The sequence below is a fragment of the Marinobacter sp. MDS2 genome (assembly GCF_030718085.1).
In the GTDB taxonomy this organism is placed as follows: Bacteria; Pseudomonadota; Gammaproteobacteria; order Pseudomonadales; family Oleiphilaceae; genus Marinobacter.
In genome coordinates this window covers 912,768-937,343 of sequence record NZ_JAVAJF010000001.1, presented here as the reverse complement: position 1 = coordinate 937,343, position 24,576 = coordinate 912,768, and the positions used below count along the sequence as shown (strand labels likewise).

Sequence of the window (24,576 nt, the reverse complement as noted above, 5' to 3'; positions counted from 1 at the left end):
TATCAGCGAAGATCAGTGGTCGCCGAAATCGTAGCTCATCTCACGTGCCGGAGCTTGCAGGTAATACCCCTGAATGTAATTCACGCCAGCCTGCCAGAGCGTCGCCAGAATACTTGCGCTCTCGACCTTGGGTACGACGGTGAGCTTGCCGGACTTCTGAAGCGAGCTGGCCATTTCTTTTACCTGCTCTTTGATTTTGTCATCTTTCTGGAGGCTTTCAGTGAAGGAACCGTCAAATTTCACGTAATCGGTGTCGATGTGTTTAAGCGCATTAAACGGATTAATGGTGCGGCCAAAGTGCTTGATAGAGACTTTGCAGTTGAGTTCGTGCACAGTCTTGGTGAAGTCTTTCGCCTGTTTCGTGAAGTTGTTGGCATCGTTCTCGCTGAACTGGAAAATCAACGCATCGCCCGGCAATCGTGCGGCTTTGAGCGCAACGCTTAGCCAAGGGTGGAAGGTGACATCCTGCAGGGTTTCTGCACTAAGGTTCACGAATAGCTTGGTGTCATGGCCGCGCGAGCGATGGCTGGAAAGTTGTTTGATGGATTGCAGAATGACCCAGCGATCGATCTTGATGGCCGTTTCCGGAGGACAGATGGCTGGTAACAGGTCGTAAGGCGTGACCTCTTCGTTGTCGCTGTTGATCATGCGGGCCAGTGCTTCATAGTGCTCTTCGCCTTCGCCGCGCAAGTTGATAATCGGCTGGAACAGCAGGTGCAGACGGTCTTCGTCCATGGCCTTGCTGATCATTTCAAGCGCATTTGACTCATCCGGTACTTCGAAATCAACAGGGTTGTAGATCACAACACCATTGCCGTTCTCGTGCTCCGGCTGTTTTCTGACCTCCGCAGAAGCCAAATGAACCCGGCTGAGGAGCTCTTCGGCTTTTGGGGAGTTCTCGGTAATGGCAGAAACACCGATAGAGACGGTCAGGGAGACGGTGCGACCGTTGATTTCGAACAGGTGGTCATCCACCGCCTTGCGAATGGTTTCGCAGAGGTCAGCCAGCCCCTTATCGTTACACGGTAGGCACATAACGCAGAACGCATCATCACTGAGTCGTGCCAGCGTCATGTCCTCGGGGGTGTGCTCTTTCAGCAGTGACGCCAGGTCACCCAGCAACAAATCGGCCCCGGAAATGCCAACTTCGCTTTTCATGCCAAGGAAGTTGTCGATGCCAATGTAGGCGAGTGCTCCGGTTTCGTTGGTTTTGGCCGCTGTGGCGAGAGTCTGGGTCAGCTGTTCCATCAGGTGTTGACGGTTAGATAGCCCGGTTAGAAGATCCTGGCTACTGATTTGTTTAAGCTTTTCTTCCAGCTCGGCGTCACTGTGTTCCGGCTGCAGAACCACTTGGGTGCAAGCTTCGCCATCGTAGGTGGCGGCTGATACTGACATGGTAACGTTGAGTTCATGGTCGTCGCTGCGACGAGCGGTGCAGTTGAACGTCATGCCGTTCGTGCCGGCTTCCTCAAACGCTTTCATGAACTCTTTGTACTGTTCCTGGCTTTCCGGAGTCAAGGTGTCCAGCACCGGAACGCAGATCAGATCGTCAATATCCTCGTAGCCGAGGAATTCCATGTACGACTGGTTGGCATAGATATGCATGCCATCATTAATGTAGGCGATGGCATCTTTAGAGCTTTCAAGCAGAAGCTGGCAGCGCTGTTCGGCTTCACGCAGGTGAGATTCCAGAAGGCGGCGTGTACGACGTTCGGTCAGCGCGGCAAGTTCACGCTTGATCGCCAGTACCAGCATTTCAGTGTATTCGAATGGCACAGCATCTTGGGCACCCAGGCGCATGATCGCAAGATCCCGCTCCCGGTTTGGCTCGTTGGTGAGCAGAATAAACGGAATGTCTTTATCCATCCGTTTGATCATCGCAAGCGCAGCGTCTGGTCCGAACTCCAGTTCCTCCAGATCCCGAGCGAGCAGCAAATCCCAGTGCGAGGCCTTCAGGGCTTCTTCGAGATCTTCTTCCGAGGTAATGCGATGGGCTCGGGTTGCTTTGCCGGCGTTGCGGAGCAAGCTGACCATGGACTCGGCATCGTTTTGGGATGGGTCAAGGATCAGCAGCTGTACCGTGGAGTTTTTTTTCTGCATTCGTACGATGTCTCATCATGCCGTTTGATGGTGCCGGAGTGCTTCGCCTTCAGTAAAACGGAAAATTCAGGACTTTCCGACTTTCGACAGATAACCGGCTTATCATTGGAACAGAATGATGAAGGGGTTGTTGATTAATAACAACCCTGAAGTCAATGGACTGTTAACAGGTCGTTTTTAAAGCGACGGCCACAAAGAGTCGAATTCGTCTTCTGTAGTGCCAGAGCCCTGAGTTCCCTTCGATCGTGACGACGTAGCCGCTGTGTGCAACTTGAGTTCGAACTGGCTAACGCTGCCCGTTGCGGAAATTTTCTTTAGCAATTGGCCTTGGTCTTCGCAGCCATCGTGCAACAGCGATATCCGGCTGCCACTCTGAAAGGGCAGGCGAGGGGTGATCAATGTTGCAGGTTGGTTGACCACGCTGATCTCCGGCAGCATGAGCCCGCGTAGGTATTCGCTGCTGTTGCCCACTTTTTGAATAAGGCGCACGGCGCACGGCGACGCACTGGGGGCAAGTAACTCAATGCCCACTTGTGTGCCCTGATTTCGAACTTGTCGCAGCCACCGGACAACCGCCAGGCTCCAAGGGTGCGAACTTTGCTCTCTGACGCCCAGAACCTCTCCGGCTTGCAGAGAGGCAGGAATATTGGCTTCCCAGCCTACGCAGTATCCACCAGGGCTGGTGTTGATCAGTGATGCTTTATGGGAAACCGGTTTGGTTATGCCAGACTTGGCTCCTGAGCGGTTGCGGAAATTAATCGGAGCATCAGAGGGCGGCCGGTTTCGTTCCTGCATCGCGGCATCGTGTGCCCCTGACCAGGCATCAGGTTTTTGCGGGGTGTTACGAATAAAGAAGTTTTCTTCTTCATGGTGTTCATTGTCGTTGCTGTCAATGAACTCCGGGAACGTTTTCTCACCTGCAATAAAATAATGGGCGGCGGTTAGCCCGACACAAATTTCCAGCGTTCCCTGGCTGGCAATTCTGTTGAAGTTGCGTTTGGCCAGAATACCCAGTGCCTGACTCAGGTGAGTCAGCAAGGTATCGCTGATGGTCGCGGGAATCTTCAGCGTTGTCGCGTTCGAGGATTTCTCGTTGCGAACCTGCACGGCTTGTGCCAGGTGGGTGGACAGTTCTCGAGTGTCAAACCCGACATTGTTTTCGCCGGAAGCCTGCTCGAGCAGGCTTCGATAGACCGGTGATGAGTCTTTTTCCAGGTTAACAACGAACAGACTGTCGTCGCCCAGCTCCGGGCCGCACTCGCAATAGCCCGTCCAGGTTTCAAACAGATCGTAGATCAGGGTGAGTTCAGTTTGGCGCAATTGGTTGGGCCGTGCACAACCTAGCAGCAAAACACGCTTGTAACTGTCTGCCACGGTGCTGGAGCGGCGATGTTTGAGCAGTTGGTCGTCCACATCATGTGCGTCCAGCTTATGGTGCTTGGCGAACCTGAACAGGCGGTGGCATTCCAGCCAGCTGTTTGCCGGGCTGGGACAATACAATTGATGTGCCCGGAGGATGGTGGCGCCAAGCTCGGAGATAGCCCGATGTGTGGCTATGCTGATCTGCCGCTTGTTTTTGTCCAGCCCGCCGTTGTCGATCAATTCTAGAACGCAGAGCTTGTAGCCGCTTGCCAGATGGAGCTGCAGGGCTTGAGTGAGGTTCGCGATTTTGCGTTGTTTCTCAGGCAAGGCAATTGCCAGACCTAGGAAATGCCGGGACAGTTCGTTGCAGACAAAATGAATTTTGTCTCGCGCCAGTTCAAGAAATTGCATGCGCTGCTGTGGCGGCAGAAACAATTGATTCACTTCAATGATCGCGTGGTAAAGCTGGCGCGATGTCTCACCGATATTGGCCATAGGCAGCTGACGAGTCCAGGCACGAAACGCTTTGGGCGAGGTGTCGCAAAAAGACAGGCTGGCTGTTTTTTGCTCAGGTACCTTGAGGTCGGGTTTCAGAGTCATGCCTACAATGATCTCGCGCCAGTGGCTAAATTACGGTGAGTGATTGAATGAAAATACCGAGAATACAGATCGTTATTGTTTCCTGATCCTAAACTTTAAAGTAGCAAAGCGACGACAAAAAGCGAGAAAGTCATGAGTTAACAATCTTTGACAAGTCTACAACTGTTTGTTTTTGCGACATGCCTCACTAAAATGCCGGTACTGGGGTTTTGCTGGCTTCCCCCGGGACTTCTCGCACGAGTTTCGGAACCAGGAATCCGGGGAGCCTTTTCAGCAACTGGCGCACCAACGAGGCAGCGTCGGTATCACTGACATCAAAATGATGCGCACCCGCGACCGGATCGAAGGCGTGCAGATAGTACGGCAATACACCGGCATCAAACAGCGTTTCGCTCAACTCGGACAGCGTGGCCGCATTATCGTTCACGCCTTTCAGAATAACACTCTGATTTAACAGGGTAACGCCGGCTTGTTTTAGTCGTTCGAAAGCATCGCGAGTGGCCTGATCAATTTCGGCCGGATGGTTTACGTGAACCACCAGCACTTTCTGCAGTCGGGTACGGTTGAGCCAAGCCAGCATATCGTCACACACCCGCTGAGGGATAACGACTGGCAGCCGCGAATGTATCCGCAGTCGCTTCAGGTGCGGCACGGCCTCAAGTAACTCGACCCACTGCGCCAGCAGTCGGTCATTCACGGCGAGCGGATCACCGCCACTGAGGATGACTTCGTTGATCTCGGGGCTGGCGCTCAGTGTCGTAATCACCTGATGCCGGTCTTCCCGACTCAGCTTGTGGTCGTTGTAGGGGAAATGGCGCCGGAAACAGTAGCGACAGTTGATCGCGCATTGGCCGGTCACCATTAACAGGGCCCGGCTGTGGTACTTTCGGATCAGACCCGTTGTCTGGATGGCGGTATTCTCCTCCAGCGGATCTCGGACAAACCCTGAGCGTTCAACCGATTCGTCGGCAACCGGCAGTACCTGACGCAACAGTGGATCGTTCGGGTTCCCGGGTTCCATGCGCTGAACGAAGGGTTCGGGCACGCGAATGGGGAACAACTCGTGGCCGTTTCGGGCGCCATCCAGCCAGCGTTCTGCTGGCAGGTTCAGGCGCTCCAGTAAGTGCTCCGGATTGCTGATCGAGCGGCTCAGAATCGTTTGCCAGCTTTGGTTTTCGGACGTGCAAGTGCCGTGGTCTGAAAGATGACTGGTGTCACGGGCTTCTATACGGACCGGAGTTCGCTGTATCATAGCGGCCTTTGAATTTTTAACGACAGTATGTCAGGTGGACATTTCATGGCTTCATATTCTACCAACGAATTTCGTGGCGGGCTCAAGGTTTTGCTGGATGGCGATCCTTGTATCATGCTGGAGAACGAATTCGTTAAGCCCGGTAAAGGGCAAGCTTTTAACCGTGTAAAGCTTCGCAACCTGATGACCAACCGGGTTTGGGAGCGTACTTTCAAGTCGGGCGAGAGTCTCGAGGCGGCGGACGTAATGGAACAGGACATGGAATACCTGTACTCCGATGGTGAGTTCTGGCATTTCATGCTGACAGACGGTTCATTCGAACAGTATGCCGCGGACGCTAAAGCCGTAGGGGATACCGTCAAGTGGCTGAAAGAGCAAGACGTGTACACCGTGACGTTGTACAACGGTGCGCCTTTGTCGGTTACACCGCCTAACTTTGTGGAGCTCGAGGTTGTCGATACGGATCCGGGCATGAAGGGTGATACTGCTCAAGGCGGCTCCAAACCTGCGACTTTGTCCACCGGTGCGGTCGTAAACGTGCCCTTGTTCATCGTCATTGGCGAAGTGCTGAAAGTAGATACTCGCACCGGCGAGTATGTAAACCGCGTCAAAAGCAGTTAATTCACGATGAGTGAATCTCCTGTCTGGCAGCCGACTGCCTCGCGGGACGCCTTGGAAAGCCGTGCACAGCAACTTGCTTACGTGCGCGGCTTTTTTTGTGAGCGGGATGTGCTGGAAGTGGAAACGCCAGTCCTTGGCCGCCACGGCGTTACCGATTTGAATCTCGACGGTATATCGGCAGGCGTGCGGGCCGGTGGTGTGCAAGGGGGCTGGCTTCAGACCTCGCCTGAATACCCGATGAAACGGCTGTTGGCTGCGGGGGCGGGTTGTATCTACCAGGTTGCCCGCGTATTCCGCAACGGTGAGCGGGGGCGTCGTCACAATCCGGAATTTTCGATGCTGGAGTGGTATCGGGTCGGCATGGATGACCAGGCGCTCATGGCTGAGGTGGCGGATCTGGTGTGCGGCTGGCTCGGTTGTGAGCGGCCGGTTCAACGGGATTATCGGCAGGCGGTGTTCGAAAACGCGGGTTTTGACCCGATGGAAATTTCCGACGGCGACTTGAAACGCTTTTGTGAGCAATGGCTGGAGCCGGAGCAACTTACCGATCTGAGTCGCAACGACTGTCTGGATTTGGTAATGAGTTTTGCGGTTGAGCCAAAGTTGGGCTTTGACCGGCCGGTGTTTATTACCCGCTATCCAGCCGCGCAAGCCGCACTGGCAAGGGTGTCGCACGACCAAGGGCACTCGGTCGCCCATCGGTTCGAGCTTTATATAAACGGGCTGGAGCTCTGCAACGGATATTGGGAGCTGACGGACCCCGAGGAGCAGCGCGAGCGTTTCGAGGCTGATAACCAGCAACGCCGCATGGCCGGCAAGCCAGAAATGGCTTTGGACAGCGCGTTTATGGCGGCGTTGGAAGCCGGTCTGCCCGATTGTTCGGGCGTTGCCTTGGGCTTAGACCGGCTGCTGATGCTGAAGGTGGGTGCGAGAACAATTGAAGAGGTTCTGGCCTTCCCGATCGAAAGAGCCTGACCTCGTCAGGCTTTCGTTGGCTTCAGCTGACCAAAGGCCTCGCCCATTTGTACGGCTTTGCCGGCGACCTGATCGGCGTTCCAGTTCACGGCGCCTTTCGGCATCACCAGAACAACGGTGGAACCCAAGCGGAACCGGCCCATCTCATCGCCTTTCTCGAAGCGTACCGCCTGATCACCGGAGTACTGCCACTCGGTCACCTTGCTCGGCTTTGGCGCAACAACGCCTGCCCAGGTGGTTTCTACGCTTCCCACGATCATCGCGCCCACCAGAACCAGTGCCATCGGGCCTGCGTCGGTTTCAAAAATGCACGCAACCCGTTCGTTACGGGCGAACAGATTCGGTACGTTCTCTGCCGTTACCGGGTTAACTGAAAACAGCTTACCGGGCACATACACCATTTCTTTCAGAGTGCCGGCCACTGGCATGTGAATGCGGTGGTAGTCTTTTGGTGAAAGATAAATGGTGGAAAATTCGCCTTCGCGAAAGGCTTCAGCGCGCTTTTCATCACCACCGAGCAGTTCGGTCAAGCTGAAAGATTGGCCCTTGGCCTGAAATACCCGATCGTCTGCCGTAACCTGGCCAATCTGGCTGATGGCCCCGTCAACGGGGCTGACGAAGACGTCAGGCGTTTGGTCGACTGTGCGTGCGCCGGGTTTGAGTGCGCGCGTGAAAAATGCGTTAAAACTGTCGTACGCGGTGGGGTCAGATTCAGCGGCCTCACTCATGTTCACGCCATAGCGGTCGATAAACCAGTGGATGACGCGGTTTTTCAGAGCTGGACTCCTGTCATAGTCCGCGAGGCGGCCGGCCAAGCGGGATAGCGTCAGCTGCGGCGTGACGTATTGACTCAGGACGAACAGTTTATCAAGCATTTGAGACATCTCTCGGTTCTGTAAAGCGGGGCAGTTTAACAAACTGGGCATAGTGTATAGAAATTGTTTCTCCCCTTCGCTGTTCTGCCGTGAGCTTGCTATGATCGAACGCTGATTTTCCATAGGTTTCAAACGGGCGACGACTTTTCATGCTGCTGATTATTGGTGCAGTTATTGTTATTGCGAGTGTTCTTGGCGGCTATACACTGCACGGCGGGAACTTGGCGGTGCTTTGGCAGCCGACAGAAGTGCTGATCATCGGCGGGGCCGCCGTGGGCTCGTTTGTGATTGCCAACCCGATGCACACCGTGAAAGAGGTGTTCAGCGGACTGTTGCGCTTATTGACCGGTTCACCGTTCAACAAAGCCTATTACACAGATCTGCTCAGCCTGCTCTACGAAGTTTTCGATAAATCCCGAAAGCAAGGTGTAATGGCCATCGAAGAAGATATCGACAACCCCGAAGAGAGCCCGATCTTTACCCGTTATCCGGCCATCATGAAGTCCACGCATTTGCTGGACTTTATTACTGACTATCTCCGCATCATCAGCTCCGGCAACATGGCGCCCCATGAGCTGGAAGGGATGATGGAAAACGAAATCGAGAATCGCCAGCACGAACTGGAAGAACCCGCCCATGCCGTCAACAAAATTGCCGATGCCTTGCCGGGGTTGGGGATCGTGGCGGCGGTTTTGGGCATCGTGATTACCATGAATTTCCTGACCGAAGGGCCAGAGAAAATCGGGTTGAGCGTGGCGGCGGCTTTGGTCGGCACGTTTCTGGGCATCTGGATGGGTTACGGTTTTGTCGGCCCAGCGTCCATTGCCCTTGAACACACTGCCAAATATGAGCTGAAAGCCTACGAATGCGTGAAATCGGCCATCGTTGCGACGGTAGCAGGGCAGGCCCCCCAAATGGCCATTGAGTTTGGCCGAAAAGCCTTGCCAACCGAGAAACGGCCGGGCTTTCAGGAATTGAACGATCACGTTCGCTCCAAGTGATGCCGACCATCCATAGCCGGAGTTAAGCGTGGAACAACAGCCGATCATCATCAAACGCAAGAAGAAAGTTGTCGCGGGCCACCACGGCGGCTCTTGGAAAGTCGCGTTTGCCGATTTTGCCACTGCGATGATGGCGTTCTTTCTGGTGCTCTGGCTGACCGCTACGGCCTCGCCGGAGCAAAAACGAGCCGTAGAAGGCTATTTCAAAGATCCGGTTGGTTTTACCGAAGGTGGCTCGCCGAATCCGATTGATCTGGGTGGCAGTGCGTCGGTTGTGGATGCAAGCTCACTGGATATCGAGTCCAGTACCATTCAAATTGAAGATGAAGTTGTGGATGAGCTGGCGGACACGCTGGAACAGCGGAGGATGGAACAGCTGTTTCAGGAGTTGAAAGAGCGGATTGAGCAGAACGAAACCCTGCAAGAGTTCAAGGATCAGTTGCTGATTGATATTACCGATGAAGGCTTGCGCATCCAGATTGTTGACCGGTCGGGGCGCCCGATGTTCGATTCGGGGCGGGCGGAACTCAAGTACTACACGCAGGAACTGCTGTTTGAACTTGCGAAAACGCTCGGCTCTGTTAACAACAAACTGAGCCTGACCGGGCACACCGATGCGACGCCATTCAATGGTCGGCCGGGGTACACCAACTGGGAGTTGTCCGCTGACCGCGCCAATACGGCGCGCCGGGCGTTGGTTGCAGGTGGGGTCAGGCTTGAGCAAATTGCCCGAGTAGTGGGATTGAGTGATTCGGTTCTGTTCGATACCGAAAACCCGACGGCGCCGATCAACCGCCGAATCTCCATCATTGTTCTGAAAAACAAAAGTGTCGAAGACGTTGGCGCCGGGGCTGCCTCAACCGCTCAGCCGGTGATCGATTTGACTCGTCCCAGCGAAGCGCAAGAGCTGGAGGCTTTGAACAAGCTGGAAGACGGCAGCTGGCGCGAAGAGCGCCCGGATCCCGCTCCGGGTGAGCTCAACTGGTAGCGTGTTCGCGGCGGGCTGCCACCAACTCAGGTGAGCTTTAGCCCGCGCGACTGCTGCTCGGCCATATCCTGTAAAATTCGATGGAAGCTTTTGAGCCTCTCCCGCGAAATCTCACCGCTTTCGGCCGCTGCATCCAATGCGCACCCCGGGTCGCCCATGTGTCGGCAATTACGGAACTTGCACAACCCCATTAAGGGCCGAATCTCCCGAAAGCCATATTCGACCTCCTGCGGAGTCATGTGCCACAAACCAAACTCCCGGATGCCCGGCGAGTCTATCAAATCGCCGCCGCTGGCGAGATGGAACAGCTTGGCGGTGGTGGTGGTGTGCACGCCTTTGCCGGTACTCTCCGACACCGCACCTACCCGAAGCTGCTCATCCGGCAGCAGTGTTTGAATGATCGACGACTTGCCCACGCCCGACTGACCCACGAACACGCTGGTCTGGTTGCGAACCAGTGCTTCCACCTCCGGCGCAGGTTCGCCTTCGCAGGCGGCAGCCGATGTCTGTTCAACCTGATAGCCGAGTGCTTCATAGCGAGCCAGCAGCGCTTCAATCTGCGGCCGGTTCTGGTCGTTAATCAAATCGGTTTTGTTGAGCAGCAGTACAGCGGGTATATCCGAGCTTTCGGAGGCCACAAGATATCGGTCAATCAAGCTGTCGTGAGGCTCCGGTTCCGGCGCAATGACCAGAATTATGTGGTCAATGTTGGCCGCGACCGGCTTCAGCGCGCCAAAGTTATCCGGCCGCTGCAGCAGGTTTTCCCGATCACAGCGGGCGACAATCACCCCGGTTTCACTCTTGCCGGGTCGCCAAACGACTTTGTCGCCGGTGACCAGACTGCTGATGTTAGCTCGAACAAAGCATCGAAATACTTGCCCCGCGTCATCACCTTGCAGCGCTTCAACGTCGAGTTGCTGGCCGTAGTGTGCAATGATCAGGCCTTCTTGTTCTGGCCCCAGTTCGCCGGCTTCCGCTTGTGCCTCAACGGCCTTTTCCTTGCGGGCCATTCGGGTGGTGCGCTCTTTCTGGATTTTCTCGATTCGCCACTGTTGGCGTTTGTTCAGTTTGCGTTTCGCCATCTGCTCTCTAGTATTCCCGGGAAGTGGTGTACCACATGATACGTGAATCATGGACAATAGGCAGAGTTTCTCATGTGTGCCAGCCGATCCATTAATTTCCATACTTGGGTGCAAGTGCCGGCCGGGTAAAGCTTTCCGGGAGACGCTACGAGCACATCCCTGTACGCTTAGCTGAAGCCATCCATGGCTTCAGATACTCCCGGAAAGCTTTACCCGGCCAGCACCCAGAACGTCTGCGTGGGATTCTTGTAGTTCGGCGGCAAATGTTGCAGTCAGAAGTGCGTGTGTGGATTGGCCTTCCGAAAATGTCGTAGGCCATGGATGGCCGGAGAGAAGCGCACATGGATGTGCTCGTAGCGGTTTTCGGAAGGCCAATCCACATACGCACTAACACCCAAATTTAACAGCGTAGGTGCAAGAAAAAATGAGCAACGGAAACCACTTGGTCTGGATAGACTTGGAAATGACCGGTTTGGATCCGGAGAAAGAGCGGATCATCGAAATGGCCACGATTATTACCGATTCGGAACTGAACCTGGTCGCTGAAGGCCCGGTGATTGCCATCAAACAACCGGACAGCTTGCTGGATGCCATGGACGAATGGTGCACCAAAACCCATGGCGAAAGTGGCCTGACCCAGCGAGTGAAGGACAGTCAAATCAGCGAAGCGGAAGCTGAGCAGCAGACTCTGGAATTCCTGAAGAAGCACATGTCAGCGGGTGCATCGCCCTTGTGCGGCAATAGCATAGGCCAGGACCGCCGGTTTTTGGTGAAATACATGCCAGAGCTGGAAGGCTTCTTCCATTACCGCAATCTGGACGTATCCACCATCAAAGAACTGGCCCGCCGCTGGCGCCCGGATGTCTTGGACGGCGTGAAAAAGAAAGGCAGCCATCTGGCGCTGGACGACATTCGCGATTCCATCAACGAGTTGCGTCACTACCGCGAACACTTCTTTAAGCTATAAGCCGTGCTGGCGGAGTGCCCAGGTAACGTGCTCCCGCACCACCTCGGATGGGTGCTCCGCCCGCTGTTTCAGCGCCTCGATGACCGGAATGGTTGACGGGGCATTGCCCAGCCCAACCGCAATGTTGCGCAGCCAGTTCTCGTAACCCGTGCGTCGAATGGCCGACCCTTCGGTACGTTTCAGAAACTCCTGTTCCGTCCACATAAACAGCTCGGCAAGCTCGGTATTGTCCAAGCCATGCCGTGGCTGAAAATCGTTCTCGGCGGTGGGTTTACTGAACTTATTCCAAGGGCACACAATCTGGCAGTCATCGCAGCCAAACACCCGATTGCCCATTTTCGAACGCAATTCCTCCGGAATAGGCCCTTTCAGCTCGATGGTGAGATAGCTGATGCACTTTCGGGCATCCAGTAAGTGAGCGCCAACAAAAGCATCCGTGGGGCAGATTTCCAAACAAGCGGAGCACGAGCCGCAATGCTGCTTGTCGAAAGGTTCGTCCACCGGTAACGGCGCGCTGGTAAAAATTTCACCCAGGAAAAAGAACGAACCCGCCTTCGGGTGAATCACCATGTTATTTTTGCCGATCCAGCCAAGCCCGGCCCGCTGCGCCAAACCACGCTCCAGCACCGGTGCGCTGTCAACAAAGGCACGGTAGTCGTAACCGCCGACTGCTTCGTCAATCCATTTGGCGAGCGTCGCCAGCCGTTTTCGCATGAGCTTATGGTAATCCCGCCCGAGCGCGTAGCGGGTAATGTAAGCGGTTTCCCGGTTAGTAAGCGCTTGTTTCGGGTTGTCCGGAGAGGGCAGGTAGTCCATGCGTACAGAAATAATCCGCTGGGTGTCCGGCACCAGCGAATCCGGGGTGTAACGCTTGTCGCCGTGATCGGCCATATACGCCATGTCGCCGTGGTAGCCGGCAGCGAGCCATTGTTTCAGGCGCTCCGCATGGGGGCCTGTGTCGGCGTAGGTGATGCCCGCGTCTGCGAATCCCAGCTCTTTGGCCCATTGGCGGATTCTTTCTGGCAGGGCGTCAAGAGCGGTGTTCGAGGGCGTGTTGTCTGTACTGGTGGCCATGACGGAGCCTTCGGCGGTGAAAGCCTGCGGAGATTTAATTTGATTAAGTTATGACCTTTTTTCCTGTTTTGCTATGCTTTACAGGTATCTGGCCAATTTACTTAAACCGTTTTCTTTAGCGGGATGCCCCATGCGTTACGCGGACAGTCTACCAGAAGCCTTGTATTCCGCCGACTCCGTGCGAGCGATGGATCGCTATCTTATTGAAGAGCAGGGAATTGATGGCTTCGACTTGATGCAGGCAGCTGCCAGAGCCGGGTTTCGCCAGCTCAGAAAACGCTGGCCTTCGCCCGGTTCGTTACTTGTATTATGCGGCGCCGGGAACAACGGTGGCGATGGCTATCTGATCGCGGCCAATGCCCAACGTCATGGCATTTTCGTAGAGTGTGTTGCCGTGGCACCGAGCGCCAAGTTATCAGGGGATGCCCTGAAAGCGTTTGAGGTTGCGAGCAGGGACAGTGTGCCGATTACGGAAATTTCCGATATGCCGGAAGGCGTGTTTCAAGAGAAGCTGGCAGCCGCGGACGTGGTTGTCGATGCCCTGCTCGGAACCGGCGTAACAGGCGCACCCAGAGCGCCGTTTTCTGAGGTGATTCGCGCGGTCAATCAGGCAAAACGGCCTGTGCTGGCCGTCGATCTGCCGTCCGGGCTTGATGCCACAACCGGTGCCGCTGAGGGTGAGGTGCTGCAGGCGGAGCTGACCGTTACCTTCATCGGAGTCAAAATCGGGTTGTATACCGGAGCTGGCCCTGCGGTGTGTGGCCAGGTGGTGTTTGAGCCTCTGGCGACACAAGAGCAAATAAGTGGTTGCTCAGAACAGCCGGTTGCGCGTCTTGCTCGATGGCGGGACTGCCAGGCCGGTTTTCCACAGCGGCCGCTCAATGCTCACAAAGGGCATTTCGGCCATGTGCTGATCGTTGCAGGTGAGTCAGGCTTCGGGGGTGCCGGCATCATGGCGGCAGAGGCCGCTTCGCGTGCAGGTGCGGGGCTGGTTTCTCTGGCCACCCGGCCGGAGCATGTGACCGCTGCGCTGGTGCGTTGTCCGAGCGTGATGGTGCGCGGTGTTGTGCACGGCTCAGAGCTGGTGGCCTTGATTGAAAAGGCCGATGTGGTTGTGTGCGGGCCGGGTATTGGGAAGTCGGCGTGGGGCCAGCAAATGTTGCAGCAGGTGCTGGATAGCGGCAAACCCCGGGTGCTGGATGCCGATGCACTTAATTTAATGGCGACCCGGGCAGCGATTCCCAGCAATCAGCACGTTTTGACACCGCATCCGGGAGAAGCTGCTCGTATGCTCGGTTGCAGTGTGGCAGAGATTGAGGCGGACCGGTTGGCGGCGGCGCAAAAGATTCAGAAGATTTGGGGTGGTGTGGTATTGCTCAAGGGTGCAGGCACCGTTATCGCCACGAACGCCAATAGGCCCGTTGTGATTGCCGGCGGTAATCCGGGGATGGCCACCGGGGGCATGGGTGATGTTCTGTCGGGCATGCTGGGCGCTTTTATCGGCCAGTTATTAGACGACATTGAGTTTGCCAGCATAGCGGCGGCTTCGGCGCATTTGGCCGCAGGGGACAGGGCGGCCGAGCGCTTGGGTTACATGGGGTTGCTGCCCACCGACATCATCCAAGATTTACCATTTGTATTGAAACAGACCGACGTGATTGGCGTCAGAGACCACCGGGAGGACAAATGAGCATTATAGGTAATGAACGCCGGTTGTTTCTGCAAGGCGAAGTGGAAACCGAGCATCTGGGCGGTGAGTTGGCGCGGCTGGCAAAACGTTCGGAACGGAGTCTTACGGTGTTTCTGGAAGGCGATTTGGGGATGGGGAAAACCACTCTCAGTCGCGGCGTTATGCGTGGATTAGGCCATGAGGGCGCGGTGAAAAGCCCGACCTATACGCTGGTAGAGCCCTACGAACACTTAACACCGCCGGTATACCACTTTGATCTGTACCGGCTGGGTGACCCGGAAGAGCTTGAATATATGGGGATCCGCGATTATTTCGCCGCCAATAATTTGTGCCTGATCGAATGGCCTGAGCGGGGCGAGGGTGTATTGCCCGAGCCGGATGTCGAAATTCAGCTGGAACGCCAAGGCGACGGGCGCACCGCGATTCTGAGGGCCCGTTCCGAATTTGGCGCCTCGTTGTTGAATCAAATCGAATTGATAGGGCCGGATTCATGAAATTCGCACTGTGCATACTGCTGGCGCTCGCGGCAAGCGCTGTTCACGCCGCCACCAAGGTTGAGGGCGTGCGCATATGGCCTGCGCCGGACCATACCCGTTTGGTGCTGGATACCGCCGGGAAAGTGGAACACAACATGTTTTCCCTCTCCGGACCGTCCCGACTGGTGATTGATCTGAAAAACACCACCAAGCTTGCCGATTTCAGCAAGGTAGATCTGTCCGGCAGCCCCATCAAGCGAATCCGCAGCGCGCCCCGTAACGGCACGGACCTTCGCGTTGTTCTGGATCTGAAAACCGACATCAAGCCTCGCAGTTTTGTGCTAGAGCCAAATCAGCAATACGGCCATCGTTTGGTGGTGGACTTGATTGATGAATCGGGAACGCGATTGGATAAGGCGGCCAGCCCAACCGTGACGCAGAGTTCCGCCGGAAAGCGCGACATTATCGTAGTGATTGATGCCGGCCACGGCGGCGAAGACCCCGGCGCCATCGGGCCGCGCGGAACCCGTGAAAAAGACGTGGTGCTGAAAATGGCGAAAACCCTGGCGGAGCTGGTCAACAAGCAGCCCGGCTTCAAGGCAAAGCTCACTCGCACCGGGGATTACTACATCGGTTTGAGAAACCGAACTATTTTGGCGCGAAAACACAACGCCGATTTGTTTGTCTCGGTCCATGCCGATGCCTTCCGCACACCGCAACCGAGTGGCGCTTCAGTCTTTGCTTTGTCACAGCGCGGAGCAACCAGTGAAACGGCCCGCTGGCTGGCCCAGAGCGAAAATCGTTCGGATTTGATCGGTGGCGCTGGCGCACTGTCGTTGGACGGCAGAGATGAAATGTTGGCCGGTGTGTTGCTCGATTTGTCGATGACGGCGAGTATCAATGCCAGTCTGGGCGTGGGCAGTTCGGTCTTGGGTCAGCTGGGTACGGTCGCCAAGCTGCACAAACCCGGCGTAGAACAGGCGGCGTTCGCGGTGCTTAAATCGCCCGACATTCCCTCGATTCTGGTGGAGGCGGGGTTCATTTCCAACCCGAAAGAAGAGAAAAACCTGTCCGCGCAGTGGTACCGGGAAAAGCTGGCGAAAGCAATGATGGAGGGGATCCACGATTACTTCCGTCGCAGCCCGCCCCCGGGAACCTTGCTGGCGTGGCAAAAAGAGAACCGCAAAGGCAACGGCCGGGTTGGGCAATACCGAATTCAGCGAGGCGATACGCTATCTGGGGTGGCGCGTGAGAATCAGACCACTGTCAGTGAGCTGATGCGCTTTAACGGGATGAACGACGATCGTGTTATGGTAGGGCAAACCATACGTATCCCCTCATCCTGATCAAGAGGTAGTTCCCGGCTATGCCCCACATTCAATTGCTCTCGCCCCGGCTTGCCAACCAGATAGCCGCCGGTGAAGTGGTGGAGCGTCCCGCGTCTGTTGTAAAAGAACTGGTCGAAAACGCCCTGGATGCCGGCGCCAGCCGGGTGGATATTGAGCTGGAGCAAGGTGGTGTAAAGCTGATCCGGGTTCGGGATGACGGTTTCGGAATCGCAGAATCGGATCTGCCGCTGGCTCTGAGCCGGCATGCCACCAGCAAAATCCTGACTTTGGATGATCTCGAGGCCGTTGGCACGCTCGGCTTCCGTGGCGAAGCACTGGCCAGTATCAGCTCGGTATCTCGTCTCTCGTTGACTTCCCGCACGGCGGATCAGGAAGCGGCTGCCCGGGTGGAAGTGGAAGGGCGCGACATGGACGCGAAAATTTCGCCGGCCGCGCACCCTGTTGGCACCACCGTTGAAGTGCGTGATCTGTTCTTCAACACCCCCGCGCGCCGTAAATTTCTGCGTACCGAAAAAACCGAATTCAATCATGTTGATGAATCCATTCGCAGGCAAGCGCTCAGCCGTTTTGATGCGGGATTTACTCTGCGCCACAACCAACGTGTGATTCAAAGCTTGCGACCGGCTGAATCGGACATTGATAAAGAACGCCGGATCAGCTCGCTCTGTGGCCAGCAATTCATTGATAACGCAGTGGTTATCGAAGCAGAAGCCAGTGGCCTTCGGTTGTGGGGCTGGGTGGCGCTGCCGACCTTTTCTCGCAGCCAGGCGGACCTGCAGTATTTCTTCGTCAATGGCCGGGTGATTCGGGACAAATTGGTGGCGCATGCGGTGCGTCAGGCCTATCGCGACGTGCTCTACAACAACCGCCATCCGGCGTTTGTGCTGTATCTCGAGGTGGATCCCGCCACCGTGGATGTAAACGTTCACCCAACCAAGCACGAAGTGCGTTTCCGTGATGGCCGACTGGTGCACGATTTCATTTTCCGCACCTTACACCGAGCGCTGGCTGACGTGCGCCCGGCGGACCATTTCAGAGGTGCCGAAGCGCAGGCGTTGAGCCGTGAACCCGAGGCTCCGCAATCAGGTGCCAGCCCGGAAGCTTTTCCCCTCTCTCAGGGGGCCACGCCTTCGCAGGTACCTTCGTACAACGCGGGTTACAGCAATGCGCAGCCCACCCAGCCACAGCAGGACTGGAAGGCCAGCGATCAAATGGCTTTCTATAACTCGCTCAACGCCGGTGGTGGCGTCACCAACGAGACTCGCCCCGACCCGTTTGAGTCGCAGCCGGTGCCTACCCCGCCTCAGGATGGCGAAGACGAGCCGCCGCTGGGTTATGCTATTGCCCAATTGCATGGCATTTACATTCTGGCTCAGAGCCGTACCGGCATGATTGTGGTGGATATGCACGCGGCACACGAGCGCATTACCTACGAGCGCATGAAGCGGGCGTTGGTCGAACAGGATCTGAAGAGTCAGCCGTTGTTGGTGCCGGTATCCTTGTCGGTCAGCCAGAAAGAAGCCGCGCTCGCGGAAAGTCACGGCGACGAGTTGCAGCAGCTTGGCCTGCAAATCGAGCGGATTGGTCCAGAGACCCTGGCGGTTCGTCAGATCCCAGCGTTGTTACGGGGGGCGGACACGGAACAGCTGGTACGGGATGTTCTGGCTGATTTGATCCAGAACGGCCAAAGCGACCGGGTGGAAGCGGTGACCCATGAGCTGCTTGGCACCATGGCCTGTCACGGTTCGGTGCGCGCCAATCGGCAGTTGACCATCCCGGAAATGAATTCGCTGTTGAGGGATATGGAAGCTACCGAACGCAGCGGTCAGTGTAACCACGGGCGCCCGACCTGGACGCTGATGACCTTGTCCGAGCTGGACAAATTGTTCCTGAGGGGGCGCTAAGCATCATGGCAAGCGAGCAACAGCCAGTGTTTCCGCCCGCTATCTTTCTGATGGGGCCGACGGCATCGGGTAAAACCGATATGGCCATGGCGCTGTGTGAGCATTTACCGTGCGAGATCATCAGCGTTGATTCCGCCATGATCTACCGCGGCATGGACATCGGCACAGCCAAGCCAACCCCTGACGAATTGGCGAAGGCACCGCACCGGCTGATCGACATTTGCGATCCGGCGGACAGCTATTCAGCCGCAGACTTTGTGCGAGACGCTTTGGCGGAAATGACTGAGATTACCGAGCGCGGGCGGATTCCGCTGCTGGTCGGTGGCACCATGATGTATTTCAAAGCGCTGTTAAACGGCATGTCGAACCTGCCATCCGCAGATCCGGAGCTGAGGGCCCAGATTGAAAAAGACGCCGAGGCGCAGGGCTGGCCGGCCCTGTACGACGAGCTGTTAGCCAAAGATCCGGTGGCCGCCGAGATTATTCACCCCAATAATCGTCAGCGCCTGATGCGGGCGATCGAAGTTATTCGGTTAACCGGCAAGCCGATTTCAGCGTATTGGCAGGCCACATCGGACACCTCGGAAGCGCAAAAGTCGCCGGATATTAAGGATTACACCTATTTCACCAAGTGGCAGGCAGACGAGAGTGCCGACCTGCCGTATACTGTTTTCCAGTTTGCGCTGGCTCCGGCAGACCGCAAGATCCTTCATGAGAGGATACGCGCACGTTTTCTGGCAATGCAAGACGCAGGGTTTCTGGACGAAGTCCGGCAGTTGATGAGTCGGGATGACCTCAACCCTGATCTGCCTTCCATGCGTTGTGTGGGGTACCGCCAGGCCTGGGAATACCTGTCTGGTGAATGCGACCATGAAACCTATTTGAACAAGGGCATGGCGGCAACTCGCCAATTGGCGAAACGCCAGCTTACCTGGTTACGAAAATGGCCCGATGTACAGTGGCTGGACAGTAATAACTTACAAATGGTGCTGGAAACCTTGAAAAAATCAGGTCTACACACCACATTTAACTCTGCAAATTGACGATCTGCACCTACCTCTAACAGGAGAATACTCATGTCAAAAGGGCATTCCTTACAAGACCCTTACCTCAATGCATTGCGCAAGGAACGCATTCCCGTTTCTATCTTTTTGGTTAACGGCATCAAGCTTCAGGGCCAGATCGAGTCTTTCGATCAGTTCGTAATCTTGTTGAAGAACACTGTCAGCCAGATGGTGTACAAGCATGCTATTTCCACGGTTGTCCCTGCTCGCAATGTTCGTTTGCCGCAGGCGAATCCCGGAGAGGAAGAAGCTGAAGGTTAAATTCCGGTGTTTCCGGTTCTGACACCCGCGGTGCAGGGCAGCCTTTGAGCTGAGCTGGCCGCGGGTGTTTGTTTTTATGGAGTTGATTATATTTTGTTTGAACGTCCTGACGTTGGAGAACGGGCGGTTCTCGTACACATCGAATTCACTGCCCATGACGGTTCTGAAGATCCGGGTGAGTTCCACGAGCTGGTAACCTCGGCGGGTGTTGAACCGGTCGATATGGTGACCGGAACCCGTAAACAGCCCAGTCCCAGACTGTTTGTCGGCGAAGGCAAGCTTGAAGAGATCCGCGATGCGATCGCCGCCAATGAAGCCGATGTGGTGTTGTTTAATCACGCGTTGAGCCCGAGCCAGGAACGCAACATCGAACGTGAACTCAAGTGTCGCGTATTAGACCGGACGGGCGTCATTCTCGATATCTTTGCCCAGCGCGCTCGAACCCATGAGGGTAAGTTGCAGGTTGAGCTGGCGCAGCTTGAGCATATGTCCACTCGCTTGATTCGTGGCTGGACCCACCTTGAACGGCAAAAAGGGGGGATCGGGTTGCGTGGGCCGGGGGAGACCCAGCTGGAAACGGACCGGCGCTTGCTGCGCGAGCGTATCAAGTCGATTCACAAACGGCTGGAAAAGGTCCGCAAACAACGGGATCAGGGCCGCCGTGCCCGTAAGCGTGCCGATGTGCCAACCCTGTCACTGGTAGGCTACACCAACGCCGGTAAATCGACTTTGTTCAATCAGGTCACAACCTCGACGGTTTACGCGGCGGATCAATTGTTCGCGACCCTCGACCCGACGTTGCGCAAGCTGGAACTTCCGGACATCGGCTCGGTCGTAGTGGCGGATACCGTAGGGTTCATTCGGCATCTGCCGCACAAACTGGTGGAAGCCTTTCGTGCGACTCTGGAAGAAACCCGGCAGGCGTCGCTGCTGCTGCACATCATTGATTGTCATGATGAGCGCCGTGATGAAAACATCGAGCAAGTTGAAAACGTGCTGCTGGAAATCGGTGCCGATGAAGTGCCACAGTTGCAGGTTTTCAACAAGATAGACCTGCTGGATGAGTTTGCTCCGCGAATCGATCGAAACGAGGACGGCATTCCCGTGAGAGTGTGGGTGTCTGCGATGACCGGTGCAGGCATGGACTTGCTCTTTGATGCCGTTGTCGAGCGTCTTGCAGAAGATGTGGTGCATCACTTTGTTTTATTGGGGCCGACGGATGGTAAGCTTCGTGCGTTGTTGCATGAGGCCGGTTCTGTGCTGAGTGAAGAGCACCGGGAAAGTGGTGATACCGTAGTAGAAGTGCGGTTGCAGAACCGCGATTGGATGCAGCTGCTCAGTCGGGCAGGTGTGAGCCAGGACGAGGTTCGGCTGGAAGATAGAGCACTGTGAATCGGGCCGCCTATTGCCGGGGGCTTGATAAATCCCTAGTATTTGCAGCCATTCGAATAAACACGAACGGAGAGTATTATGGCCTGGAATGAACCGGGTGGTAACCGTAACGACAACGATCCCTGGGGAACCGGTGGTCGTCGCGGCAATGATCAGGGGCCACCAGATCTGGACGAGGCTCTGAAGAAAGGTCTCGATAAACTGAATCGTATGCTGGGAGGCAAAGGCGGCTCAGGCAATAACGGCAGCTCGGGCTCTGGTAGCAACAGCAGTGGTTTTGGGGCCATTTTGGCGATTGCCGCTATACTGGCGTTCGGTTATGTCCTGTATCAGTCGTTCTACACGGTAGACGAACAGGAACGAGCGGTTGTGCTGCGTTTCGGTGAGTACAGTCGGACCGAAAACCCCGGCCTGCGTTTCAAGGTGCCGTTGATTGATTCGGCAACCAAAGTCCGTGTCACCAACGTTCGCTCCGCTCGTTCCAGTGGTCAGATGCTGACTCAGGACGAAAACCTGGTAACCGTGGACCTGCAGGTTCAGTACCGGGTGGGAGATGCCAAGGCATACGTTCTGAATGTCCGTGATTCGAACCAGGCACTGGCTTTTGCGACCGACAGCGCCCTGCGCCATGAAGTGGGCAGTTCGTCACTCGACGACGTATTGACTGAAGGGCGTGCGGAATTGGCTGTTCGCGTTGAACAGCGCCTGCAAAGCTTCCTGAAGGAATACGGCACCGGTCTGGAAATCGTTCGGGTGAACGTTGAAAGCACACAGCCCCCTGCGGCCGTGCAAGATGCTTTCCGCGAGGTTCAGCGGGCTCGTGAAGACGAGCAGCGCGCGAAAGAAGAAGCCGAAACCTACCGTAACAAGATCGTTCCGGAAGCTCGGGGTCAGGCTCAGCGTATGATTGAAGAAGCCAATGCTTACAAAGCGGAAGTGATTGAGCGGGCTCGCGGTGAAACCGCACGTTTCAATCAGCTGCTGGCGGTTTACGAGCAGGCTCCGGTGGTCACCCGTGAGCGTATGTATATTCAAACCCTGGAGCAGGTTCTGGGCAACAGCAGCAAGATCTTTGTTGATACCGAAAGCAGCGGCAACATGATGTACCTGCCTTTGGACAAGCTGACTCAGGGTCAGATGTCGGGCTCAGGATCGCGTTCTTCGCGCTCAGGTAATCAGCAAGTCGACGTACAGGCGCTGACCGATCAGGTTCTGCAAGAGTTGCGCGCCCGTCAGGACGTAAACACCCGGAGGAGTAGATAAGTTATGGGACCTAAAGGTGTATTGGGCCTTGCAGGCACTCTTATCGTCGTCCTGCTCGTGCTGTCTAGCGTATTCATCATTCCTGAGACACATCGTGGTGTGAAACTCCGTTTTGGTGAGTTGGTGCAAACGGATATCCAGGCGGGTATTCATTTCAAAGTGCCGGTGATTGATCAGATCCGGGAGTTTGATATCCGGGTTCTGACCATGGACCTGCCGTCACGTCAGTACCTCACCATCGAGAAAAAACCGCTGGATGTAGACTCCTACGTGGCGTGGAAGATCCGTGACGTAGACCAGTTCTACCGGGCGACCGGTGGCGATGAACGCCGGGCGGAAACACTGATTCTGTCTCGTGTTGATAACGGTTTGCGTGACGAATTCGGTGTGCGCACCATGCACGAAGTGGTGTCTGGTCAACGTGATGAGCTGATGCATGCATTGCGGGATCGTGCTAACGAAACCGCGGTGAAAGAATTCGGTATCGAAATTCTCGATATCCGGGTTAAAGCCATCGAATTCCCGGGTGCGGTCAGCGAAAACGTTTATCGCCGGATGGCGACCGAGCGTCACAAGCTGGCTCAGGAATTCCGTTCCCGCGGGTTGGAATTGGCGGAAGGTATCCGCGCGGATGCGGATCGTCAGCAGACGGTAACTCTGGCGAATGCCTTCGCTGAAGCGGAAACAACTCGAGGTGAAGGCGACGGTGAAGCCGCTCGGATTTATGCCGAAGCTTATGGCAGCAATGAAGAGTTTTACAGCTTTTACCGTAGCTTGCAGGCTTACGAGAAAACTTTTGCCGGCAAGGATGACATCATGGTCATCGACTCCGACAGTGCTTTCATGAAGTTCCTGAAAGACCCGGCCGGCGCCAACTAAAACCGTTGGCGCAAAAGGAAAACCGGAATACGTAGGTATTCCGGTTTTTTTGTGTCTGCCAAGGGTGTAGAATCCTTCCGGTTTTGTTTGGGCATTTCTTCGCCCGGGCATCCTGAACCCTGAGTCATTCCCCCGGCACCTGAGCCGGTGACGGAAAAACGGACAACAGAATCTCATGACAGTATCTGATCGCTGGTTACTGCCAGATGGAGTTGAAGACATTCTTCCTCCGCTGGCCGGACGGATCGAGTCCCTGCGCCGGGATGTAATGGACACCTGCCAACGCTGGGGTTACCAATTGGTTATCCCTCCCCTGATCGAGTACCTGGAGTCCCTGTTTACAGGAACCGGGCACGACCTCGAGTTGCAGACGTTCAAGCTGACCGATCAACTCACCGGCCGTATGATGGGTGTGCGCGCAGATATGACGCCGCAAGCCGCCCGGATTGATGCCCATACGCTAGGCCAGGAAGGTATTACCCGCCTTTGCTACGCCGGTCATGTACTGCATACCCGCCCGCGCCACATGCTGACCGGGCGAACGCCGATTCAGGCAGGCTGTGAGTTGTTTGGCAGTACCTCGGAAGCGGCGGATCTGGAAATTATCACCCTGATGCTGGAAACCCTCCGGGTAGCCGGTTTGCCGCGGGTACATCTGGATCTGGCTCACGTTTCGATCTATGAAAGTCTGATTGCCAGTTCCGGGTTTGATAAAGACACCGAGGCTGCGGTTTTTGATGCAATGGCCCGAAAATCCGTGCCGGAACTCGACCGCTTGCTGGGTGACTGTGAACCCGGCTCGGCGGGCGCGCGATTGCGCGAGCTTGCCCGGGTAAGCGGTGGCGTGGAAGCGCTGGATCAGGCCCGCTCGATTTTGGGCGGCGCGTCCGAGGCACTTGATGCGGCTTTGAACAAGCTGACTCGTGTGGTGGAAATGCTGAGCCGTGATTTCCCGGAAGTCAGCCTGGGCTTCGATTTTTGTGAACTGCGTGGTTACAACTACCACACCGGTCTGGTGTTTGCCGCCTATGTTCCCGGTCACGGCGATTCGGTTGCCAAAGGTGGCCGTTACGATGCCATTGGCAGCGATTTCGGCCGTGCCCGGCCTGCTACCGGGTTTAGTCTGGATATTCGTGCGTTGGTGGCTCTGGGTGAGCGTGTGCATCATCGCTCGGGTGCTATCTGGGCGCCGGCTGTTGAAGATTCCGCGCTTGAAGGTGTGATTTCTGGCCTGCGAATGACCGAGACAGTGATCAGGCAATTGCCGGGTGACGAACCTGCCGATCCCGAACTGCAAGGTTGTGATCGTCAGCTGGTGAAGAAAGACGGGCAATGGGTTGTGGAGATGCTGGGCTGATTATAGCGCCGGTATTTATCGAATATTCCTGAGTAAATGTGCAA

General features: G+C 55.9%; 21 protein-coding genes. 15 read left to right on the top strand and 6 right to left on the bottom strand.

What is annotated here, in order from left to right; genetic code table 11:
- Positions 1 to 12: 12 nt before the first annotated feature.
- The 3 genes from Q9245_RS04435 to epmB all read right to left on the bottom strand — a co-directional run bounded on the left by Q9245_RS04435 (position 13) and on the right by epmB (position 5,314).
- A complete protein-coding gene (locus tag Q9245_RS04435; RefSeq protein WP_305896020.1) occupies positions 13 to 2,100 on the bottom strand; it encodes an EAL domain-containing protein in 2,088 nt (695 codons plus the stop codon).
- A gap of 177 nt (positions 2,101 to 2,277) precedes the next feature.
- Positions 2,278 to 4,071 carry a GTPase gene (locus Q9245_RS04430; protein ID WP_305897171.1) on the bottom strand — a complete coding sequence of 598 codons (1,794 nt, stop codon included), beginning with the start codon at positions 4,069 to 4,071 and terminating at the stop codon, positions 2,278 to 2,280.
- Positions 4,072 to 4,249: 178 nt separating this feature from the next.
- Positions 4,250 to 5,314, bottom strand: a complete 1,065-nt coding sequence (gene epmB, locus Q9245_RS04425; protein ID WP_305896019.1) for an EF-P beta-lysylation protein EpmB — start codon at positions 5,312 to 5,314, stop codon at positions 4,250 to 4,252.
- A gap of 45 nt (positions 5,315 to 5,359) precedes the next feature.
- On the opposite strand from epmB, the gene efp reads away from it, so the two are divergent.
- Positions 5,360 to 5,935, top strand: coding sequence for an elongation factor P (efp, locus tag Q9245_RS04420; protein WP_114334174.1), 576 nt, complete (start codon positions 5,360 to 5,362; stop codon positions 5,933 to 5,935).
- A 6-nt stretch (positions 5,936 to 5,941) separates the two neighbouring features.
- Positions 5,942 to 6,910 (top strand): EF-P lysine aminoacylase EpmA, encoded by a 969-nt coding sequence (gene epmA / locus Q9245_RS04415; RefSeq protein WP_305896018.1) that lies wholly within the window; start codon positions 5,942 to 5,944, stop codon positions 6,908 to 6,910.
- A 5-nt stretch (positions 6,911 to 6,915) separates the two neighbouring features.
- Here the strand turns inward: epmA and asd are convergent, their stop codons facing one another.
- Positions 6,916 to 7,785 (bottom strand): archaetidylserine decarboxylase, encoded by an 870-nt coding sequence (gene asd / locus Q9245_RS04410; protein WP_305896017.1) that lies wholly within the window; start codon positions 7,783 to 7,785, stop codon positions 6,916 to 6,918.
- A gap of 149 nt (positions 7,786 to 7,934) precedes the next feature.
- Here asd and motA point away from each other — a divergent pair, with 149 nt between their 5' ends.
- Both motA and motB read left to right on the top strand, forming a co-directional pair.
- On the top strand, positions 7,935 to 8,786 hold the full coding sequence (motA, locus tag Q9245_RS04405; protein ID WP_305896016.1) for a flagellar motor stator protein MotA: 852 nt from the start codon (positions 7,935 to 7,937) through the stop codon (positions 8,784 to 8,786).
- A gap of 28 nt (positions 8,787 to 8,814) precedes the next feature.
- Positions 8,815 to 9,774: a flagellar motor protein MotB gene (gene motB, locus Q9245_RS04400; protein WP_305896015.1), complete on the top strand. Its 960-nt coding sequence runs from the start codon at positions 8,815 to 8,817 to the stop codon at positions 9,772 to 9,774.
- Between the two features lie 26 nt (positions 9,775 to 9,800).
- Here motB and rsgA read toward each other — a convergent pair whose 3' ends face one another.
- Positions 9,801 to 10,856 (bottom strand): small ribosomal subunit biogenesis GTPase RsgA, encoded by a 1,056-nt coding sequence (gene rsgA, locus Q9245_RS04395; protein WP_305896014.1) that lies wholly within the window; start codon positions 10,854 to 10,856, stop codon positions 9,801 to 9,803.
- Between the two features lie 424 nt (positions 10,857 to 11,280).
- On the opposite strand from rsgA, the gene orn reads away from it, so the two are divergent.
- Positions 11,281 to 11,823, top strand: coding sequence for an oligoribonuclease (gene orn, locus Q9245_RS04390; RefSeq protein ID WP_305896013.1), 543 nt, complete (start codon positions 11,281 to 11,283; stop codon positions 11,821 to 11,823).
- Here orn and queG read toward each other — a convergent pair.
- Positions 11,818 to 12,897, bottom strand: a complete 1,080-nt coding sequence (gene queG, locus Q9245_RS04385; RefSeq protein ID WP_305896012.1) for a tRNA epoxyqueuosine(34) reductase QueG — start codon at positions 12,895 to 12,897, stop codon at positions 11,818 to 11,820. The genes orn and queG overlap by 6 nt on opposite strands.
- A gap of 130 nt (positions 12,898 to 13,027) precedes the next feature.
- Between queG and Q9245_RS04380 the strand changes: the two genes are divergently transcribed.
- From Q9245_RS04380 to Q9245_RS04335, 10 genes are all read left to right on the top strand, one after another.
- Entirely contained in the window at positions 13,028 to 14,587 is a 1,560-nt protein-coding gene (locus Q9245_RS04380) for an NAD(P)H-hydrate dehydratase (protein WP_305896011.1), read from the top strand.
- A complete protein-coding gene (gene tsaE, locus Q9245_RS04375) occupies positions 14,584 to 15,081 on the top strand; it encodes a tRNA (adenosine(37)-N6)-threonylcarbamoyltransferase complex ATPase subunit type 1 TsaE (RefSeq protein WP_305896010.1) in 498 nt (165 codons plus the stop codon). The genes Q9245_RS04380 and tsaE overlap by 4 nt, the downstream gene beginning before the upstream one ends.
- Positions 15,078 to 16,409: an N-acetylmuramoyl-L-alanine amidase gene (locus tag Q9245_RS04370; RefSeq protein WP_305896009.1), complete on the top strand. Its 1,332-nt coding sequence runs from the start codon at positions 15,078 to 15,080 to the stop codon at positions 16,407 to 16,409. The genes tsaE and Q9245_RS04370 overlap by 4 nt, the downstream gene beginning before the upstream one ends.
- A gap of 20 nt (positions 16,410 to 16,429) precedes the next feature.
- Entirely contained in the window at positions 16,430 to 18,316 is a 1,887-nt protein-coding gene (mutL, locus tag Q9245_RS04365) for a DNA mismatch repair endonuclease MutL (RefSeq protein WP_305896008.1), read from the top strand.
- Between the two features lie 5 nt (positions 18,317 to 18,321).
- Positions 18,322 to 19,359 (top strand): tRNA (adenosine(37)-N6)-dimethylallyltransferase MiaA, encoded by a 1,038-nt coding sequence (gene miaA, locus Q9245_RS04360; protein WP_305896007.1) that lies wholly within the window; start codon positions 18,322 to 18,324, stop codon positions 19,357 to 19,359.
- Positions 19,360 to 19,392: 33 nt separating this feature from the next.
- Complete coding sequence (gene hfq / locus Q9245_RS04355) at positions 19,393 to 19,641, top strand: RNA chaperone Hfq (RefSeq protein ID WP_114334161.1); 249 nt, start codon at positions 19,393 to 19,395, stop codon at positions 19,639 to 19,641.
- Positions 19,642 to 19,731: 90 nt separating this feature from the next.
- On the top strand, positions 19,732 to 21,033 hold the full coding sequence (gene hflX / locus Q9245_RS04350) for a ribosome rescue GTPase HflX (RefSeq protein WP_305897170.1): 1,302 nt from the start codon (positions 19,732 to 19,734) through the stop codon (positions 21,031 to 21,033).
- Between the two features lie 78 nt (positions 21,034 to 21,111).
- A complete protein-coding gene (gene hflK / locus Q9245_RS04345) occupies positions 21,112 to 22,296 on the top strand; it encodes an FtsH protease activity modulator HflK (protein WP_305896006.1) in 1,185 nt (394 codons plus the stop codon).
- A gap of 3 nt (positions 22,297 to 22,299) precedes the next feature.
- Entirely contained in the window at positions 22,300 to 23,175 is an 876-nt protein-coding gene (gene hflC, locus Q9245_RS04340) for a protease modulator HflC (protein WP_305896005.1), read from the top strand.
- Positions 23,176 to 23,350: 175 nt separating this feature from the next.
- Positions 23,351 to 24,532, top strand: a complete 1,182-nt coding sequence (locus tag Q9245_RS04335) for an ATP phosphoribosyltransferase regulatory subunit (RefSeq protein ID WP_305896004.1) — start codon at positions 23,351 to 23,353, stop codon at positions 24,530 to 24,532.
- Positions 24,533 to 24,576: the final 44 nt, after the last annotated feature.